This window comes from Neisseria sp. P0017.S009 (genome assembly GCF_051957375.1).
GTDB lineage: Bacteria > Pseudomonadota > Gammaproteobacteria > Burkholderiales > Neisseriaceae > Neisseria > Neisseria perflava.
This window is the reverse complement of sequence record NZ_JBQCWL010000001.1, coordinates 347,470-367,351: the sequence shown is the minus strand read 5'-3', so window position 1 is coordinate 367,351 and position 19,882 is coordinate 347,470. Positions and strand designations below refer to the sequence as shown.

17 protein-coding genes are annotated in these 19,882 nt (G+C 49.8%); 6 read left to right on the top strand and 11 right to left on the bottom strand.

Features of this window, described 5'->3' with window-relative positions:
• Nucleotides 1-13: 13 nt before the first annotated feature.
• From galU to ampD, 4 genes are all read right to left on the bottom strand, one after another.
• Entirely contained in the window at nt 14-877 is an 864-nt protein-coding gene (gene galU, locus ACTHTG_RS01870; RefSeq protein ID WP_004520111.1) for a UTP--glucose-1-phosphate uridylyltransferase GalU, read from the bottom strand.
• Nucleotides 878-1,004: 127 nt separating this feature from the next.
• Nucleotides 1,005-3,473 (bottom strand): NAD-dependent DNA ligase LigA, encoded by a 2,469-nt coding sequence (gene ligA, locus ACTHTG_RS01865; RefSeq protein ID WP_004520112.1) that lies wholly within the window; start codon nt 3,471-3,473, stop codon nt 1,005-1,007.
• Nucleotides 3,474-3,612: 139 nt separating this feature from the next.
• Nucleotides 3,613-4,881, bottom strand: a complete 1,269-nt coding sequence (locus tag ACTHTG_RS01860) for a cell division protein ZipA C-terminal FtsZ-binding domain-containing protein (protein WP_004520113.1) — start codon at nt 4,879-4,881, stop codon at nt 3,613-3,615.
• A 175-nt stretch (nt 4,882-5,056) separates the two neighbouring features.
• Nucleotides 5,057-5,623: a 1,6-anhydro-N-acetylmuramyl-L-alanine amidase AmpD gene (gene ampD / locus ACTHTG_RS01855; protein ID WP_039862241.1), complete on the bottom strand. Its 567-nt coding sequence runs from the start codon at nt 5,621-5,623 to the stop codon at nt 5,057-5,059.
• Between the two features lie 115 nt (nt 5,624-5,738).
• On the opposite strand from ampD, the gene mltG reads away from it, so the two are divergent.
• The 3 genes from mltG to ACTHTG_RS01840 all read left to right on the top strand — a co-directional run bounded on the left by mltG (nt 5,739) and on the right by ACTHTG_RS01840 (nt 8,972).
• Nucleotides 5,739-6,734 (top strand): endolytic transglycosylase MltG, encoded by a 996-nt coding sequence (mltG, locus tag ACTHTG_RS01850; RefSeq protein ID WP_004520116.1) that lies wholly within the window; start codon nt 5,739-5,741, stop codon nt 6,732-6,734.
• A gap of 67 nt (nt 6,735-6,801) precedes the next feature.
• Nucleotides 6,802-7,428: a dTMP kinase gene (tmk, locus tag ACTHTG_RS01845; protein ID WP_004520117.1), complete on the top strand. Its 627-nt coding sequence runs from the start codon at nt 6,802-6,804 to the stop codon at nt 7,426-7,428.
• 263 nt (nt 7,429-7,691) lie between these two features.
• A complete protein-coding gene (locus ACTHTG_RS01840; RefSeq protein ID WP_004520118.1) occupies nt 7,692-8,972 on the top strand; it encodes a malic enzyme-like NAD(P)-binding protein in 1,281 nt (426 codons plus the stop codon).
• A gap of 301 nt (nt 8,973-9,273) precedes the next feature.
• On the opposite strand, the gene ACTHTG_RS01835 is transcribed toward ACTHTG_RS01840, so the two are convergent.
• The 7 genes from ACTHTG_RS01835 to ACTHTG_RS01805 all read right to left on the bottom strand — a co-directional run bounded on the left by ACTHTG_RS01835 (nt 9,274) and on the right by ACTHTG_RS01805 (nt 16,951).
• On the bottom strand, nt 9,274-10,617 hold the full coding sequence (locus tag ACTHTG_RS01835) for an aldehyde dehydrogenase family protein (RefSeq protein WP_004520121.1): 1,344 nt from the start codon (nt 10,615-10,617) through the stop codon (nt 9,274-9,276).
• Between the two features lie 79 nt (nt 10,618-10,696).
• Complete coding sequence (locus ACTHTG_RS01830) at nt 10,697-11,356, bottom strand: MarC family protein (RefSeq protein WP_004520122.1); 660 nt, start codon at nt 11,354-11,356, stop codon at nt 10,697-10,699.
• 1 nt (nt 11,357) lies between these two features.
• Nucleotides 11,358-12,509: a rod shape-determining protein RodA gene (gene rodA / locus ACTHTG_RS01825; RefSeq protein WP_004520123.1), complete on the bottom strand. Its 1,152-nt coding sequence runs from the start codon at nt 12,507-12,509 to the stop codon at nt 11,358-11,360.
• Entirely contained in the window at nt 12,502-14,550 is a 2,049-nt protein-coding gene (gene mrdA, locus ACTHTG_RS01820) for a penicillin-binding protein 2 (RefSeq protein ID WP_107848711.1), read from the bottom strand. Before mrdA ends, rodA begins: the two co-directional genes overlap by 8 nt.
• 4 nt (nt 14,551-14,554) lie before the next feature.
• A complete protein-coding gene (gene mreD / locus ACTHTG_RS01815) occupies nt 14,555-15,055 on the bottom strand; it encodes a rod shape-determining protein MreD (RefSeq protein WP_004520125.1) in 501 nt (166 codons plus the stop codon).
• 4 nt (nt 15,056-15,059) lie between these two features.
• Nucleotides 15,060-15,902: a rod shape-determining protein MreC gene (gene mreC / locus ACTHTG_RS01810; protein WP_039862243.1), complete on the bottom strand. Its 843-nt coding sequence runs from the start codon at nt 15,900-15,902 to the stop codon at nt 15,060-15,062.
• A gap of 11 nt (nt 15,903-15,913) precedes the next feature.
• Nucleotides 15,914-16,951, bottom strand: coding sequence for a rod shape-determining protein (locus tag ACTHTG_RS01805; RefSeq protein WP_039862245.1), 1,038 nt, complete (start codon nt 16,949-16,951; stop codon nt 15,914-15,916).
• Between the two features lie 224 nt (nt 16,952-17,175).
• Between ACTHTG_RS01805 and gatC the strand changes: the two genes are divergently transcribed.
• The 3 genes from gatC to ACTHTG_RS01790 all read left to right on the top strand — a co-directional run bounded on the left by gatC (nt 17,176) and on the right by ACTHTG_RS01790 (nt 19,785).
• On the top strand, nt 17,176-17,466 hold the full coding sequence (gene gatC / locus ACTHTG_RS01800) for an Asp-tRNA(Asn)/Glu-tRNA(Gln) amidotransferase subunit GatC (protein ID WP_003685110.1): 291 nt from the start codon (nt 17,176-17,178) through the stop codon (nt 17,464-17,466).
• 150 nt (nt 17,467-17,616) lie between these two features.
• On the top strand, nt 17,617-19,065 hold the full coding sequence (gene gatA, locus ACTHTG_RS01795; protein ID WP_070588267.1) for an Asp-tRNA(Asn)/Glu-tRNA(Gln) amidotransferase subunit GatA: 1,449 nt from the start codon (nt 17,617-17,619) through the stop codon (nt 19,063-19,065).
• A 99-nt stretch (nt 19,066-19,164) separates the two neighbouring features.
• Nucleotides 19,165-19,785, top strand: a complete 621-nt coding sequence (locus ACTHTG_RS01790) for a trimeric intracellular cation channel family protein (RefSeq protein WP_070588268.1) — start codon at nt 19,165-19,167, stop codon at nt 19,783-19,785.
• Nucleotides 19,786-19,882: the final 97 nt, after the last annotated feature.

Below are 19,882 nucleotides of genomic sequence, written 5' to 3'. Positions count from 1 at the left end.
ATAATGGCTGGGCTTAAGCGTATTGCTTGAGTAATTCTTTGAATTGTTCGCCGGTTTCATGGTGTTTCAAACCATAAGCCACGGTTGCTTCAAGGTAACCCAATTTGCTGCCGCAGTCGTAGCGTTTGCCATCAAACGCATGAGCCAACACAAACTCATGGTCGAGCAGGCGGGCGATACCGTCTGTCAGTTGGATTTCGTTACCGGCGCCGCGGGGCAGGTTGGTCAACAAGTCAAAAATACGCGGAGTCAGGATGTAGCGGCCGACAACAGCAAGATTGGAAGGCGCTTCTTCCGGTTTTGGTTTTTCAACAATATTGACTACACGTTGATAGCTTTTCAGCTTTTCAACTTCAACGATACCGTAAGAGCCTGTTTGGGAAGGATCGATGGTTTCAACGCCTAAAACGCTGTTGCCGCTTTGGTTATACACGTCAACCATTTGTTTTAGCGCGCCTTTAGGCGCATCAATCAAATCGTCTGCCAAAATAACGGCAAAAGGTTCATTACCGACGGCAGCTTGCGCGCACAATACGGCATGCCCCAAACCCAATGCTTCAGTTTGACGGATGTACATGCAGGTAATGTTGGAAGGCAGGATATCGCGAACGTGCGCCAACAGTTTGTCTTTTTGACGCAATTCCAATTCGGTTTCCAACTCGTATGCTTTGTCGAAATGGTCTTCGATACTGCGTTTGTTACGGCCGGTGATGAACACCATTTCAGTACAGCCGGCTTCAACCGCTTCTTCAACTGCATATTGAATCAGAGGTTTGTCCACGATAGGCAGCATTTCTTTGGGGCTGGCTTTGGTTGCAGGCAAGAAACGAGTGCCCATACCGGCAACGGGAAAGACGCATTTTTTAATGGGTTTCATATTATTATCCTATTTTAACTGTGGGTTTATACCCCAAAAAGTGTAAAGATGTAGTCGCATGTAACAATAATACCACATGATAAAGTATCGGGCGGTTTGAAAAGGAGGATTGGTCATAGATACTGTCTTATCCCAGCAACGTCAGTAATTCTTCTTCGGTTAATACGGCCACGCCCAAAGTTTGGGCTTTTTCCAATTTACTGCCTGCGGCTTCTCCGGCGACAACGTAGTCGGTTTTTTTGGATACGCTGCCGGAAACTTTACCGCCTGCAGCCTCAATCATGGCTTGGGCTTGGTCGCGTTTGAGTGTAGGTAAAGTCCCTGTTAATACAAAGGTTTTACCTGCTATGGTCTCATTGATGCCGTCTGAAATAGTTTCATCTTGAAGCTTAGACAGTGTTTGAGCAAAGAAAGTTTTCATATTTTCAAGCAGGGCTGCGTTTTGCGGTTTACTGCGCCATGTTTGCCAATCGGCAGGTAACGCTTTGTCGCTTTGTAAACCTTCTATGCTTTGACCAGCAAGTTCCCACAAGGCCAGCGCTTTGGTTTCGCTGATTTTAAAATCAGGCAGGCGGGCAATCCAGCGTTGCGGCTCGGCATGGCGTAACGGCGGGATAGTGACAGCCTGGCTTTGCAGGGCAACACCTACAGCCAGCAGCTCGTCTATCATCGCCTGTTGTGCTTCTTGGGCAAAAAAGTGGGCGATGGAGTGGGCAACCACTGTACCGATATCGGGCAGGCAGGCGAGGATGGGTTCGGGTGCATGGCGGACGTTTCCCAGTGTGCCGAATGCCTGCGCCAGCGTTTTGGCGGTGCGTTCGCCGACGTGACGGATGCCGAGGGCAAAAAGGAAGCGCGCAAGTTCAGGCGTTTTGCTGGCTTCTATACCTGCGAGGATGTTTTCCGCCCATTTAGTTGGCTGTTTTTTACTGGTTTTGCTAAGCAGGGCATTGCCGCTCTCGTTTTCAAAGTCTTCAATCTCACTGTTTGATGGTTCTTCTTCATTAACTGATGCTTTGTCCGCCGTTTCTTTCATTTTTTGCAGGGTTGGGATATCGAGGCGGTAGAGGTCGGCGAAATGACGAACCAAATCTTGTGTTACCAGTTGCTCGATTTGTTTTTGACCAAGTCCGTCAATGTCCATGGCTTTGCGTGAGGCGAAGTGGATTAAACCTTGCGCGCGTTGTGCTTGGCAAAGCATACCGCCGCTGCATCGGGCAACCGCTTCACCTTCTTCGCGTTCGATTTCGCTGTGACAGATAGGGCAATGGGTAGGCAGGCGGTAGGGTTTGTGAAGCGGTTCGGCTCGGGTTTCAGAAGGTGTTTCGGCAAACAAATCGTCTTGCAGGCCGTCTGAAACGGAAATATTGCTCTCCTGCATTGGGCGACGTTCAAAAATCACGCGCACTACCTCGGGAATCACGTCTCCGGCGCGGCGTACGACAACTGTGTCGCCAACGCGTACGTCTTTTCGAGATACTTCGTCCTGATTGTGCAGGGTGGCGTTGGTAACGGTAACGCCGCCGACGAATACAGGTTGCAGGCGGGCGACGGGGGTTACTGCGCCGGTGCGCCCGATTTGTACATCAATGGCTTCGACAATGGTCAATGCTTCTTCAGCAGGGAATTTGTGGGCAATGGCCCAGCGCGGCGCACGGGAGATGAAGCCGAGTTCACGCTGTTGCGCCAAGCTGTTGACTTTGACCACCATGCCGTCGATTTCATAAGGTAAAGTAGGGCGTTTTTGCTGCATTTGCTCGTAAAACGCTAATACTTCATTGATATTTGGGAAACAGCCGAAATTGCCATCGGGCAGGCTGAAGCCAAGCTCTTTACAGTAGCCCAGCTCTTGCAGGTGTTCTTCTGCGATAAAACCGCCTTGCTGTCGGGCGATGGAATAGGGGAAGAAATGCAGTTTGCGCTGTGCAGTAATGCGCGAATCGAGTTGACGCAGACTGCCGGCAGCGGCATTGCGTGGATTGGCGAAAGGTTTTTGTCCGTTTTCAGCCTGTCGTGCGTTTAAGGCGGCAAAATCGGCTTTGAGCATCAGTACTTCGCCGCGTATCTCGATAAGCTCGGGAATGTTTTCTCCATACAGGCGCAGGGGGATGTTGGATACGGTTTTGACGTTTTGGGTAACGTCTTCGCCTGTTGTGCCGTCGCCACGGGTTGCCGCTTGAGTCAATACGCCGTCGCGGTACAGCAGGCTGATGGCCAGACCGTCAAATTTAGGCTCGATAACGTATTCCGGTTTTTCTCCATTTAAACCGCCACGAACGCGCTCATCAAAAGCGTACATTTCGGCATGGTCAAACACGCCGTTTTCGTCTTGTGGCGAAAAGGCGTTGGTCAGTGACAGCATAGGCACTTCGTGGCGCACTTCATCAAAGCCTGCCAAAGGCTCGCCACCGACGCGCTGGGTTGGGCTATCGGGCAGTTTCAACTCAGGGTGATTCAACTCCAATGCTTCGAGCTCGCGGAACAATTTATCGTATTCGGCATCGGGTACGCTGGGCGCGTCTAGGGTGTAATATTCGTAGGCGTAGCGGTTGAGGAGGTCGGTCAGGTATTTGATACGTTGTGCGGTCGGATTCATGAGCAATCGAAATAGAGTTTTCAGACGGCCTGATGATAGAGAGGCCGTCTGAAAATCGATGAATATTGAAGATGAAGGGATTTTACCTGAAAAAAAGCGGATATGCCGTCATTGCATATCCGCTTTTTGATTGGGGAAGTTAAGAGAACAGGCGCAGGGCTTGTTTGCTGCCGGGTTTGATGCCGACTTTAAGCATTTCTTCCTGACGGGCTAAAACGTAGTTGCGTACGTCTTTGAGCCATTGGGTGGAAACTTCTTCCATTTGGTCGTTAACCAAATCTAAGCTGAGTTGGCCGGAGAGTTTGACAGCCAAGTCCATAAATTTGTCGAAAGTTTTTTCGCCGGCAGGAACATGCGGAATATCCAACAGCATGCTGAAGCCGCGGTAGGCTTGGTTGTCCAACAGAGGATTGGTAAACGGTTTGTTGTCCAAAGTATGGATGGAGAACAATTGAGGGTTGTTGTTGTCGCCGAAGTGGAACGCGCCGTCTTCACCCAGTTTGAAACCGGTTTCTTCCACGGCGGCACGCAATTCTACGCCGCTGATGTTGGAATGGGAAACCAAGTGAATGGCGATGGTTTGGTCAACACGCGCACAGAATTGGTCGAGAGCTTGTGCGACTTCGGTGAACGCATCCAAGTCGGTATGCAAAACTTTGCCGTCCATCAGTTGGGCAAAAGCATCAACCTGTTGGTCGAAGTGTTGCAGCTCTTCACGCGCTGCCAAACCGTTGCGGCTGACAGCTTGCAAGCCTATGACGAAGCCTTGGTAGTAAACGCCCGGAATCGGCTCGGCAACGCGGAAATGGTCGTCCATAGTGCAACCGATGATTTGGAAGCGGTGTGTGCCGGAAAGGCGCGGCAGGGCGTGCAATTCTTGGGCTTGTTTCAGGGAGATGTAGGCCATGTAGTCGAAGCGCGGGTCAAACCAAGGCAACTCGACTTGCGACAATTCGTCCAAGCTGATCAATGGTACTTGTACCACAGGTTCGGAAGCGGTTTCAACCGGAGCAGAAGCGGCTTCGGCAGGGCTAATGGTAATTTCGTTGTTTAAGCCGATAACAGTGTGTTGGATTTTTTCTTCTGCGGAAAAGTCGTCTTCCACAGTCAATTCGACATCGGTTTTAAGTTGGGCAGGATGAGCCAGTTTGGCTTTTGCCGCGTAGATTTCATCTTGCTCTTGCAGGTTGCGTAATGCCTCTTCGGTTTTTTTGTTTTTCTTGATAAACAAACCTTGGCCGCCAGTTTCTTTGCTGTCGCGGACGTGCTTGGTTTTGCTGGTCAAAAGCGCATCCTTATCGGAATGGCCGAATTGTTCGCGCACTTGTTTGCGGTATTGGTTTTCCTGGTACATGTTGTAACCGATGACCGCCAAAAGAGCGGCGAGGGCTAAGACGATGAAAATCATGGAGTAATCACTTTTTAAAAAGGCAGCATTCCGTCTTTTTCAGGGTGCGGAATCTTGCTGCATGGGAAGTTCGTTGGAGCCGGACTTTATGCGTCCGAATGAATAGCTGAATTATAACGAAAATAAACGGTTGTGACAGCATTATGTCTGCCAATCATTTCAGGCCGTCTGAAAGTTATCCGCGCCGGATGGGGAAACCTGCTTTTTGAAGGCGTGGCCAATCGAAGAAATGCCCAGGATCGGTTTTCCTGTCCGGCGCGATGTCTTGATGGCCGGTAACGGCCTGAATCGGGTAATGCTCGGAAATGGCGGTCAGCAAGGCTTGTAGGCTGGTGTATTGTGCTTCGGTAAAAGGCTCGAAATCGCAGCCTTCCAATTCGATACCGATGGAAAAGGCATTGCATTTTTCTCTGCCTTGAAACGACGATACGCCGGCATGATAGGCCATGTCGTCGCAGGAAACGAATTGGACGGTTTCGCCCTTACGGCTGATGAAAAAATGGCTGGAGACGCGCAAGGTGTGGATGATGCTGAAAAAAGGATGCTCGTTAGGGTTGATTTGGTTGGTAAACAATTTTTCCACTGCCCCTGTGTTGTACTCAAAAGGAGGGAGGGAAATATTGTGGAGGACAACCAATGAGACGTTTTCATCCGGTTCGCGCGGGCTGAAATTGGGCGAATGAGTTTGGCGTGCATTCAGCCAACGGCCGTTTTGCCAAGTGTTTTTTGAAGGGGAATTCATGGTTTCAGACGGCCTTTCGGGATAGGAAAACATACGTTGGGGAAGGTGGCAGGCTTAATGTGCTTGTTTTCGGTTATACTGTTGCCCGACACGTTCACAAACCAAGAATCCTACCATGTTGAAAAAATTGTTGAAATGGCTGGCCGTATTTTTGACGGCATTTGCCGCCGTGGTTGCCGCATTGTTGTTTGTTCCGAAAGACAACGGCAAACCATACCGTATTACCATTACCAAAAACCAAGGTATCTCTTCCGTCAGCCGCAAACTGGCTCAAGACGGCATTGTTTATAACCGTTATGTGCTGGTAGCTGCCGCATATGTGATGGGCGTGCACAACCAACTCAATGCCGGCTCTTACCGCCTGTCTGCCAAAGTATCGGCTTGGGACATTTTAAAACGCATTAAAAAAGGCCGTCCTGATTCGGTCAGCGTGCAAATTTTGGAAGGCGCGCGTTTTGCCCAAATGCGCCGTATTATCGACAATACTGCCGACATTGCCCACGATACGCGCGGTTGGAGTAATGAAAAACTAATGGCTGAAGTGGCGCCCGATGCCTTGAGCAGCAATCCTGAAGGACAGTTTTTCCCGGATAGTTACGAAATTGATGCTGGTGGCAGCGATCTTCAAATTTACAAAATCGCCTACCGTAAAATGCGGGAAAACCTGCAAGAAGCATGGGACGACCGTCAAAGCGGCCTGCCTTATAAAAATCCGTACGAAATGCTGATTATGGCGAGTCTGATTGAAAAAGAAACCGCACACGAAGACGACCGCGCCCATGTGGCCGCAGTATTCGTCAACCGCCTGAATATCGGCATGCGCCTGCAAACCGACCCGACCGTTATCTATGGCATGGGCGATGCGTATAAAGGCAGAATCCGCAAAGCCGACCTGCAACGCGATACGCCTTACAATACCTATACGCGCAGCGGTTTGACGCCGACGCCGATTGCGCTTCCCGGCAAGGCCGCGCTTGAAGCAGCGGGTCATCCGTCTGATGAAAAATATCTGTATTTCGTCTCAAAAATGGATGGTACGGGCTTGAGCGAGTTCAGCCACAATCTTTCTGAACACAACGCTGCCGTGCGCAAATATATTTTGAAGAAATAAACCGAATAGGCCGTCTGAAACATTTATAATCCCAGTTTCAGACGGCCTTTAAATTGACGATATCCATATGAAACCTAGATTTATTACCCTTGACGGCATAGACGGCGCAGGCAAGTCCACCAACCTCGCAGTAATGAAAGCATGGTTTGAGAAACACCAACTGCCCGTATTGTTTACGCGCGAACCGGGGGGTACTCCGGCCGGAGAAGCATTGCGTGAAATCCTGCTCAACCCTGCCACCCAAGTCGGCCTGCGTACCGAAACCCTGCTGATGTTTGCAGCCAGGCAGCAACACTTGGAAACAGTCATTCTGCCTGCCCTGAAAAACGGCACGCATGTCGTTTCCGACCGCTTTACCGATGCAACGTTTGCCTATCAAGGCGGTGGACGCGGTGTTCCCTTGCAAGATATTGCCACGCTTGAGCATTGGGTGCAGGGCGATTTCCGTCCAGATTTAACTTTGCTGTTGGATGTGCCTTTGGAAGTATCGATGGCGCGCATCAACCAAACGCGTGAGAAAGACCGCTTTGAACAAGAAGAAGCCGAGTTTTTCAATCGGGTGCGCGAAGTGTATCTGCAACGTGCTAACGAACAGCCGGAACGCTATGCCGTCATCGACAGCAGCCAAAGTCTGGACGCGGTAAAAAATCAGATTGAAACCGCGCTGGACAGTCATTTTGGATTGAATGTTTAAGTTTAAATAAAATGCCGTCTGAAAGAAGGGTAGTGTGGCGAAGAAATATTATTACAGAAGTTTTTAGACATAAAACCAAATAAAACGAAATATCAAAACAAATGTAATAAATATCGGTATGCGCCACCAAAAGAACATGATAAAATTACGGTCCCTTACAAAGCCGGACTGTTAACAACCCGACTTTAGAAAATTTAAACGTCTGAAGCAGCCTGTTTCAGACTTATTCGCTGTAAAATCTCTCTCGCAAACAGGATCGATAAATGGAAAATTCATTAAAAGAAGCCGCCCTGCAGTTCCACGAATTCCCCGTGCCGGGCAAAATCTCCGTTACCCCAACCAAATCTCTGGCCACGTCTAAAGATTTGGCGTTGGCGTACTCTCCGGGCGTAGCCGCTCCTTGTATGGAAATCCATGCCGATCCGCAAACTGCCTACAAATACACTGCCAAAGGCAATTTGGTTGCCGTGATTTCCAACGGTACAGCAGTGTTGGGTTTGGGCAACATCGGCGCATTGGCCGGTAAACCTGTAATGGAAGGCAAAGGCGTATTGTTCAAAAAATTCGCCGGTGTTGATGTATTCGACATCGAAATCGATGAAAAAGACCCTCAAAAATTGGTAGACATCATCGCTTCTTTGGAACCGACTTTCGGCGGTATCAACCTCGAAGACATCAAAGCGCCTGAGTGCTTCTACATCGAACGCGAATTGCGCAAACGTTGCAAAATCCCCGTATTCCACGACGACCAACACGGTACTGCCATCATTACCGCTGCCGCTGTACTGAACGCTTTGCGTTATACCGGCCGCAAAATTGAAGAAGCGACTTTGGTGTGCTCCGGCGCAGGTGCGGCCGCGATTGCCTGCTTGAACCAATTGCTGGATTTGGGTTTGAAACGCGAAAACGTGACCGTTTGCGACTCCAAAGGCGTGATTTACAAAACCCGCGAAGACAAAGACCGTATGGACGAGTCCAAACAGTTCTACGCCATCGAAGACAACGGTCAACGCGTATTGGCTGATGCCGTTAAAGGTAAAGACATCTTCTTGGGTCTGTCCGGCGCAAACCTGCTGACGCCTGAAATGCTGAACACCATGAACGAAAAACCAATCGTGTTCGCCATGGCAAACCCGAATCCGGAAATCCTGCCTCCATTGGCAAAAGAAACCCGTCCGGATGTGGTCATCGGTACCGGCCGTTCAGACTTCCCGAACCAAGTGAACAACGTATTGTGCTTCCCATTCATCTTCCGTGGCGCATTGGATGTCGGCGCGACCACCATCAACGAAGAAATGAAACGCGCCTGCGTGTATGCACTGGCTGACTTGGCAATGGAAGAGGTAACTGAAGAAGTGGTTGCTGCTTACGGTAAGAAATTTGAATTCGGTGCGGAATACCTGATTCCTACCCCATTCGATTCCCGCCTGTTGCCTCGCGTTGCTACAGCTACTGCTAAAGCAGCAATGGAAAGCGGCGTGGCTACCCGTCCAATCGCTGATTTGGATGCGTATGCTGCTAAACTGGCCGGTTTGAAATTGTAATCCGGTAAGTAGTATTTGATTGAAAATGCTGTCTGAAAGTTGTATTTCAGACGGTATTTTTGTTTATTGGGTATTTTATAGAGGGTTTAATGAAACGGTTGGAATGATGAACATGGTAAGCTGCCGATTCAAAATAGGCGTGGAAATATGAATTGCTTTCTAAAATAGGTTTCTTATTTTTGAGCCGCTTTGATTTTGCAGAATTTGTATGGGATTAAATACAATATTTTTGCCAGCTTTTTAAACAACATCAGGCCGTCTGAAATCGGGTTTTTCAGACGGCCTGAGTTAATGAAACGGTTTATTTTTGCCAATAGGTTTTGACGTTGACGAACTCGTACAGCCCGAATTCTGATAGCTCGCGTCCATAGCCTGAAGCTTTGACGCCGCCAAAGGGGAGGCGCAGGTCGCTGCTGGTGTGACGGTTGATAAAGACAGAGCCTGCTTGGATTTTTTCGGCGTATTGCCATGCGTTTGCTGTGTCTGCTGTGTAGATACAGGCGCCGAGGCCGAAAGGTGTGTCATTGGCAAGTGCGACGGCATGATCCGGATTGTCGGCGCGTAAGATCATGGCAACCGGGCCGAAGACTTCTTCGTGCCAAACGCGGCAGTTTGGATTGACTTGATCCAATACCGTGGCAGGGTAAAACCAGCTTTCTCCCTCAGGGATATAGCCGCCGCTTAAGCATTGCGCACCGTGTGTAACCGCATCTTCAACCTGCTCGTGTACGGTTTGACGCAGGTCTTGGCGGTGAAGTGGGGCAAGGGTGGTGTTCGGATCTTTGGGATTGCCGGTTTGCAGTTTGGCGCACTCGGCAAGGAAGAGTGGGATAAATTGTTCGGCAATATCTTGGGTAACAACGATGCGTTTAGCGGCATTGCAGGATTGTCCGGCATCGCGAAAGCGCGAATAGCAGGCATCGATGGCTGCGCGTTGCAGATCGGCGTCGGGTAGGATGATAAACGGATTGCTGCCGCCCAATTCAAGGACGTTTTTTTTCAGATGTCTGCCTGCATGTGCGGCCAGCAAGCGGCCGGTATGGGTCGAACCGGTAAATGCCATGGCATCGGTATCTTTAATGGCTTTAAGCGTGTCTTCATGGTTTAACCATGCGCCGATAAGCGGCAAACCTTTGGGGATGAGGCTGAAGAGGGTTTCGCTGACGCGGGCGACACTGGGCGCAGGTTTGACCGCGCAGGCATTGCCGGCGCACAGGGCAGGGATGGCAAATCGTAAAATCTGCCAAACAGGATAGTTCCACGGCATGACTGCCAAAACAACGCCCAAAGGCTCGAAACGGACTTGGCTGAGGCTGGCTTGGGTGGCGATGGTTTTATGGGCAAGCAGTTCGGGGGCAAGACGGACGTAGTAGCGGATAAGCTCGATGGATTTATTGATTTCGGCACGGCATTCGTGCAGGCAGCGTCCGACTTCTTCGCAAACCATTTCAGCAAGGCGTTCTTGGTTTTGGGTAAGGCTGTCGGCAAATTGCTGTAAGAGGGCGGTGCGCTCGGTAATGCTTGATTGAGCGAAGGTTTGCTGAAGGGTTTGGAGGCGGTTTAATTCGTCGGTAAATTCAGTGTAGTTTTGTGCCGGTCGGCGGCAAATGGTTTCACCGGTAAAGACATGGGTGCTGTGAAACATGGTTGGCTCCTTTGTTTTTATGTTTTTATGAGGCCGTCTGAAAATGTTTCAGACGGCCTTTTATTGTGATAATTGTACTTCAAGCGACCAGTTGGGGAAAAATAGATTTTAAGCCGGCAACAATAATCTCTACGGAAATGGCAGCAAGCATCATGCCCATGATACGGTTGAGGATGGTCAGGCCGGTCGTGCCCAAGCGTTTACTGATGCGTCCGGCAACGATCAGGATGAGATAGCAAATCAGGCTGACCAGAAAGCCGGAGATGATAATTAGGGCAATATCGCTGTAATTTTTGGCGGCAGAGGAGTAAATAATGACGGTAGAGATACCGCCGGGGCCGATGGTAATCGGAATGGCAATGGGTACGACGGCAATGGCTTTTTCATTGCGGCGGACTTGTTGCGCACTTTGATGTTCTTCTGAATGGGAATCAATTTTGGGTTTGGCAGGATTATCGTTGCCGTTCATTAAGGAGATGGCAATCAGCAAAACCAGAATACCGCCGCCGACTTGGAAGGAGCCGACGCTGATGCCGAGTACTTTCAACAAGATACCGCCGCCCAGTGCAAAGACGACAATCACGATGAAAACAGCCAATGCGGCAGTACGCGCGATTCTGCGCTTTTCTTTGGTGCTGTGGTTTTGTGTCAGGTCAAGATAAATTGAGAGCGCGCTGAAGGGGTTGATCAGTACAAGAAGTGCAACGAGAAGTTTGCCGATTTCTACACCTAATTCCATATTATTCCTTGCTTGCAGTTAGGTCGTCGTTGTCTATATTACGACGGCGGAGGTTTTTGTGTTCATTGGCAATACCCATCAACAGGGCGAGTACCACCATGATGGAAAGTGTAGCTGTACCGCCGTAGCTGACCAGGGGAAGGGGGACGCCGACAACGGGCAAAATACCGCTGACCATGCCCATGTTTACAAAGGCATAGCAGAAAAAGGTCATGGTCAACGCGCCTGCCAGAGTACGGCTGTAAAGGGATTGAGCTTGCGCGGCAATCCACAATCCGCGTGCCAGAATGATAAGGTAAACCAGCAGTAAAAGGATATTACCAATCAGGCCGAATTCTTCGCCGAATACTGCGAAAATAAAGTCAGTCGTTGATTCGGGAATATAGTCCAAATGGGTTTGCGTACCGTTGAGCCAGCCTTTGCCCCATACACCGCCCGAGCCGATGGCAATCATGGATTGGATGATGTGGTAGCCTGCACCTAACGGGTCTTTGGTTGGATCGAGCAGGGTGAGGACGCGGGTTTTCTGGTAGTCGTGCATGCCGTAATTCCACAAGAGCGGCAAGGCGGCTACAAAGGCAATAATAGCGGAAAAAATGGCTTTCCAAGGCAGTCCGGCAAAGAAGATGACAAAAATACCTGAAGCCATAATCAGCGCGGCCGTCCCCAGATCTGGCTGCTTCAAAATCAGGGCGACAGGAACAAGAATCAGAACGAGTGCGACAATATAATGTATCCATTTCAGACGGCCTTCATAGCGTTGGAAATACCACGCGACAGTCATGGGAATACCGATTTTCATGATTTCGGAAGGTTGGATACGGGTAAAGCCGAGGCTCAGCCAACGGGTCGAGCCGTTGACGGTAACGCCGGCGACTTCGACGCCAATCAACAGTAATACGCCGACAATGTAAACAGGCAAGGCAACTTTGGCAGCCGTGTGCGGCTTGAATACGGCGATAATCCATAACAGGGCAAAGCCCAAAACGGTATGGATGGTTTTGTTTTCCAATTGGCCGAACTCTTGCCCGTCCGCAGAATAGAGCAGGAACAGGCTCATGATGTAGATGGCGAGCATGGCAAAAAACAGCCAAGGGTCAATTGGGGCTGCAATGGTGGATTTTAAATTTTTCCACGCTGATGTGTTATTCATGATGAACCTCCGGCTGTGAGGCAGGGCTTGTCGGCGTCAGTCCGTAGGCGGATTGGAAAATACTGGTAATAGGCTGATGTTTATCAGTTTTTTTAGTTTGGGTCAAATCTGTTTCAAGGCTGTCTGAAAACTGTTGCGGCTTGACGTGAAGCATATAAAAATCAGTCATTTCACGGGCCAATGGCGCGGCATACGCACCCCAGCCGCCGTTTTCCAAAATAACGGCAATGGCGATTTCAGGTTTTTCCAATGGCGCAAACGAGATAAACCATGCGTGGTCGCGGTGTTGTTCGCGCAGGGCTGCGGCGTTATAGCGGCCGCCTTGTTTAATTTGTACGACTTGGGCCGTACCGGTTTTACCGCCCATCGTATAGGAGAGTCCGCCACCGATACGGTGTGCCGTACCACCCGGTTTCAATACCTTTTCCATTGCGCGTTTGACGTATTCGAAGTTGTCGGCTTTGAACGGAATTTGACGCTCAGGATTGGGGTTGATACGGGTAATTTTGCGCGCGCCGAAATCCAATATTTCTTTGACCAAATGCGGCTGATGGACAACACCGTTGTTGGCCAGAGATGCTGTCGCATGTGCCATTTGCAAAGGCGTGTAGGCATTGTAGCCTTGGCCGATACTGACGGAAACCATCTCGCCGGCGCGCCATTCTTTGGCAGTCGGGTCGGAAGATTTGGCAAAGCGTTTGGCTTTCCATTCGCGGCTGGGCAAAACGCCTGTGTATTCGCTGGGCAGGTCAATGCCGGTTTTCTGGCCGAAACCGAATTGCGCCAGATATGGAGAGGCTTTGTCGATACCCATTTCGTAACCCAAGCGGTAGAAGAAAGTATCTGAGGATACTTGAATGGCTTTGCTCAAGTTGGCCGAGCCGTGGCCGCTGCGGACAGAGTCGCGGAAAATATGGCGGCTGCCAGGTATGCTCCATGCGCCGGGAGCGGAGACGATGGTGTTTTGAGTGATTTTGCCGCTTTCCAACAAAGCCATGCCCATAAAGGGTTTGAATGTAGAACCCGGCGGATAAAGGCCTTGGGTAACGCGGTTGATCAAAGGCTTTTTCCAATCGTCATTCAGCATTTTCCAAGTGTCGCTGTCGATGCCGTCAATAAAGAGGTTGGGATCGAAAGAAGGCTTGGAAACAAAAGCCAAAACTGTACCGTCTTGTGGATTGATGGCCACCAATGCGCCACGGCGGTCGCCTAAAATGCGGTCGGCTTCCTGCTGCATACGGATATCCATACCTAGGCGCAAGGTTTGCCCCATTTTGGACGGGACATTTTTCAATACGCGGACGATATTGCCGTAAGCGTCTTTTTCGACTTCTTGATAGCCTGGAACACCATGAAGCTGGTGTTCGTAATATTTTTCCAAGCCGGATTTGCCGATATGAGTACTGCCGCGGTAGAGAGCGGTCAGGCCTTCTTCTTCCAGCATTTCTTTGTCTTTGTCGCTAATACGGCCGATATAGCCTAAGAAATGGGAAGTCAGTTTGCCGTAAGGATATTCGCGGAATGTGCGTGAGTTGACCTCTACACCTTTGAATTCGCGCAGATGCACGGACAAACGGGCGACCTCTTCATCGGTCAGCCTAAGCTTGAGAGGGATATTTTCAAATTTTCGATAGCTTTCGCGGTATTTTTTGAAGCGTTTTAAATCTGTCGGCGTGATATCGACGTATTTTTTCAATGCTTCAATGACATCTTCCATCTTGTCTTCGATGCGGCTGGGAATAACTTCGAGCGAAAAGACAGGATAGTTTTTGGCCAAAGGAACGCCGTTGATATCGACGATTTCGCCACGTACTGGTGGCGTTGGAATCAGGGTAATGCGGTTGCTCGATGCCTGACCGGAAAACTCGTTGTGTTGAGTCACTTGTAGGTAGAAGAACCGCGCCAGCAAGATGGAAAAGAAGATGACAATCAGGATAAAGGCAACGAGCAGGCGCAACAAAGCATCGGTTTGCGCTGCCTGAGCGGAAGGTTTTTTAGTATGTTGACCACCGGAAAGACGGCGTGGAAGAATCGGTTTCATCTTTTCAGTGCGCGCGGTAAATACGGGTCACGACCAGCATCAGCTGGCTGAGTATCGGCCAAAGCAGTGCGCCGACAAATGGGGCAACAAAGCCTTGCAAAGTGATGACCTGATGATTAAGGAACAAACGGGCAACAGTTAAGACGGCCTGATTGAGAAGCAGCGCAGCCAAGACAGCAGCCAATTGCATAATGTGGCCGTAAAGCATGATTTGGCGGCGGCGGTTTAAAATGAAATAAGTCATCACGACGTAAGACAGGGCATGTAATCCCAAAGTCGCGGCGGTTGCTGCATCGACAATCAGACCGATGGCAAAAGCCAGTCCCATGCCTGCGCGTTGCGGTTGGTGCAATGTCCAATACAGCAACATCAGTGCCGTCATTTCAGGCAGCCAGAAGAATCCATCAAAGGAAAACGGCATAAAGTCCAGTATCATCATCACAATGAGACTGCCCGCCATGATGTGCAGCGGTACTGCACGGTAAGAATCGTCAAAATCGTTCATGAAATCAGCGTGGGGAAGAAGGGGCGGAAGAAAGTACCAAGACAAAACGGCTGCTGCGTAAAGCGGCCAAAGGCGTCAGTTGCGTATCGTAATAAGGTGTTCCCGATGCGCGGACAACCTTGCTGACGGTTGCAACGGGAATCCCTGCCGGATAAGTACCATCCAGGCCGGAAGTCAGCAGAATATCACCGGGTTTCAAGTCTGAACCGGTTGGGAAATAGCGCAAATCCAAACCGTTGCCATTGCCGTATGCCAAATTGCGTTCGCCGGTGCGGCTGACGGCTACGGGGACAATGCTTTGTCCGCTTGAGATCAGTTCAATTTCCGCACTTTGTGTGTGAACTTGTGTCAACAGGCCGATCAAACCGTTTTGATCGATGACCGCATCGCCAACTTTCAAGCCGTCTTGACTGCCTTTGCCGATAATCAGTCTTTCGGAAAGCGGATCTTTGCCATTGGAAATGACTTCCGCACCGATAACGTTGTGAATGCCTTTTTGTTGCAAACCGTACAGTTTTTTTAATTCACGCAATTCATCGGTATTGACTTTATCTCGCTGCAAATCGATTTTCAGACGGCCATTTTCTTCCATTAGCTGGCGGTTTTGTTCCAAGAGCTCGGATTTGGACTGGGAGAGGTCGGCAAAATATTGATAAAGTTGAACAGGTTGATTCGCCAGCCATTGAACAGGATAGAGCATGGGCATTACTGCCGCACGTACAGGCTGCATCAATGAAAAGCGGTAATCGGCCACCATCAGGCCGGCAGCCAGCGTGATATAAACGACAAAACGAGGCAACAGCTTAGGGCCTTTTGCCTCGTCAAAGCGCAAAGAAGAGCGTTCCATAACCATCTACCTTATGGGTTTTCCGTGAATACGGTATCCCATTTGCCGATATAGTCCAAAGCCTTACCGGCGCCATAGGCAACGCAGTTCAGAGGCTGGTCGGCAATACCGACGGGCAGGCCGGTTGCATCGGCTAAGACGGTATCAATACCGTGCAGAAGCGCGCCGCCGCCGGTCAGCATAATGCCTCGGTCGGCAATGTCGCCGGCCAGTTCGGGTGGAGCCTGTTCCAAAGCCAGACGGACGGCACGGATGATTTGATTTACCGTTTCACTCAATGCTTCACGGATTTCATTTGATGTAACCGCCAAGGATTTAGGCGTGCCTTCAGCCAGATCACGGCCTTTAATGCGCATGGCTGTTTCGGTTTCAAAGCCCGATGCAGAGCCGATTTGTTTCTTCAATTCTTCTGCCGTAGCTTCACCAATCAAGACACCGCGATGACGGCGCAGGTAATGGATGATGCTTTTATCGAATTCATCGCCGGCTGCGCGGACAGAAGCAGAATAGGCCATGCCGCCCAGTGAAAGAATACCGATTTCAGTCGTACCGCCGCCAATATCGACAATCATCGAACCTGCCGCATCTTCAATCGGCAAGCCTGCGCCTAAAGCGGCAGCCATCGGTTCTTCAATCAAATGTACGCTTGCCGCGCCGGCGGCAAACGCTGAATCCAAAATCGCTTTACGTTCCACTTGGGTAGAGCCGCCCGGAACACAGATAACCACACGAGGCGGAACCAAAGACCGTCCTTCGGTGGCTTTTTTAATCAACATACCCAGCATACGCTCGGTAATCACAAAATCAGCAATCACGCCATCCCTCATCGGGCGGACGATTTCAATATTGCGCGGCGCACGGCCCTGCATTTTTTTGGCTTCCGTGCCCACAGCCATAATTTTACTTTTATTGCCTGCGCCGGATTGAATCGCAACCATAGACGGTTCATCCAAAACAATCCCTTTGCCGCGTACAAAAATCAGCGTGTTGGCCGTGCCCAAGTCGATGGCAATATCATTGGAGAGGAAACGAGATAAAAGACGAAACATAGGATTCCTGAAATTCCGGCCCAGCCCGGATGTGTTTAGCATTATTTAAAATAAGAAAAACAGGTACACGGTTTAAGACGGATAAATGCCCCCTTAAAAGGCCGTCTGAATTAAAACACCATGCCAACCTGTTTGGTTTTCGGTTATAATTCTTCGCTTCATAGAAGACGAAATGCAATGATACCCCAAACCTAAGAGGCATTGCTATCAGACAAGGATTTTTTATGGCTTTAAGCTTAAATGATGTGGAAAAAATCGCAAAACTCTCGCGCCTCACTTTAACGGACGAAGAAAAAAACAAAACGCTTGCCGAGTTGAACGACATTTTCGCCATGGTTGAAAACATGCAAAGCGTCAATACCGACGGCATTGAACCCATGGCGCATCCGCACGAAGCCGCTTTGCGCCTGCGCGAAGATAAAGTGACTGAAACCGATCATGCCGCAGAATATCAGGCTGTTGCCCCCGAAGTGCGCAACCGACTGTATATCGTTCCTCAAGTGATTGAAGAATAAGGTTTCAGATGGCCTTTGCTTATCGGCAAGCCCCTATTGCAAGGCCGTCTGAAAGGATACTTTGTTCAGACGGCCCGATTTATTGATTTAAACGGATGTTTTCAATATCTGTTTTGAAAGCAAAAACTGTTTTATAGAAAGTACGGCACAATGACCGCTTACACGCTCAAACAAGCCAGCAGCCTGCTGCAATCCAAACAAATTTCCGCAGTCGAATTGGCGACCGAATATTTGGCCGCTATTGCTGCGAAAAACCCTGCCATCAACGGCTATGTGACCATCGATCAAGATAAGACCCTTGCTGAGGCCAAAGCAGCCGATGCGCGTATCGCAGCCGGCAATGCAACGGCTTTGACCGGTGTGCCGGTTGCTTATAAAGATATTTTCTGCCAAACAGGTTGGCGCAGTGCATGCAGCTCCAAAATGTTGGATAACTTTGTTTCTCCTTATACTGCCACTGTGGTGCAAAACCTGTTGGATGCCGGCATGGTGACTCTCGGCCGTACCAATATGGACGAATTTGCCATGGGTTCGACCAATGAGACTTCATTCTACGGCGCAACCAAAAACCCATGGAATCTTGAACATGTTCCTGGCGGTTCGTCAGGCGGGTCGGCAGCTGTAATCGCGGCGCGTTTGGCACCAGCTGCGCTGGGTTCGGATACCGGCGGTTCTATCCGTCAGCCTGCATCGCATTGCGGTATTACCGGCATCAAGCCGACTTACGGTACGGTTTCACGCTTCGGTATGGTTGCTTATGCTTCCAGCTTTGACCAAGCCGGTCCTATGGCGCAAACGGCCGAAGACTGTGCGATTTTGTTGAACGCTATGGCCAGCTTTGACGAGCGCGATTCCACCAGCTTGGAACGCGACAAAGAAGACTACACCCGTGATTTGGACAAGCCGCTTAAAGGTTTGAAAATCGGGTTGCCTAAAGAATATTTCGGCGAAGGCGCGGATGCCGATGTTCAGACGGCCTTGCAAAGCGTTATCGATTTGCTCAAAGCTCAAGGCGCGGAGACTGTTGAAGTTTCCCTGCCGCAAACATCATTGTCGATTCCCGCTTATTACGTTCTCGCCTCTGCTGAAGCAAGTACCAACTTATCCCGTTTCGACGGCGTACGTTATGGTCATCGTGCGGCGCAATTTGGCGATTTGGAAGAAATGTACAGCAACACCCGTGCCGAAGGTTTCGGCAGCGAGGTCAAACGCCGTATCATGATCGGTACTTATGTATTGAGCCATGGTTACTACGATGCGTACTACCTGAAAGCGCAAAAATTGCGCCGTCTGGTTGCCAATGATTTTCAGACGGCCTTTGGTCAATGTGATTTCATTTTGGCGCCGACTGCACCGACTGCCGCACCGAAACTTGGCAGCGACATCCACGACCCTGTACAAATGTACTTGTCCGATATTTACACTATCGCCGTGAACCTTGCCGGTTTGCCTGCACTGACCCTGCCTGCCGGTTTCAGCACAAACGGTCTGCCGATTGGTGTGCAATTTATCGGTAATTATTTCTCCGAAGCCAAAATTTTGGGTGCCGCACATCAGGTTCAACTGAACAGCGATTGGCACACTAAAGCGCCGGAATAATGTTTTTAGGGCCTTGATGATTCAAGGCCGTCTGAAAATAAACCATATAAAAGTGCCTGAATGTATTGAGGTGCTGCATATTGTAGATATTTAAAAATCATGACTGCCACCGACTTCATTCAAATCATTGGGACAGCCGCGTTTGCCATTTCTGGCTATTTGGTCGGCTACAACAAGCGGTTGGATGTACTCGGTGTCGTCATTACCGCGTTACTGACGGCTGTCGGTGGCGGCATGATACGCGACGGCTTGATTGGCCGAATTCCGCAGGTGTTTTTGCAAACCGATGCGCTGATAGTCGTGTTTGCCACGCTTGCCATTGCATGGTTGATAAGGGTGCAACGTTATCGCAGCACCTATTTGGCTGCTGCTTTTATTATTGCCGATGCTATCGGTTTGGCAGCGTTCAGCATTACCGGCGCACAAATCGGTATGGCTTTGCAACTTAATTTGTTCGGCGTTATTTCTTTGGCTTTTGTGACAGCCGTTGGCGGCGGTATTGCGCGCGATATTTTGGTCAATGACGTGCCGATGATTTTGCGTACCGACCTTTACGGCAGCGTAGCCATTTTGATTGGCGGGCTGATTTATCTGTTCGGGCATTTGGGCTGGATTAATATTTTTACGTTAAACCTGCTCTTTGCCGGCGGATTGTTGTTTCGCTTGACTGCATACCGTTTCCATTGGCAACTGCCCGGTTTCCAACGCCGTAGGAAATAGACTTATCTTGTCAGACGGCCTGTTATGGTTTCTTATTCAGGCCGTCTGAAAAACGAATCACTCATTTAACCGATTAACTTTTTTTCGACAGAAAGAC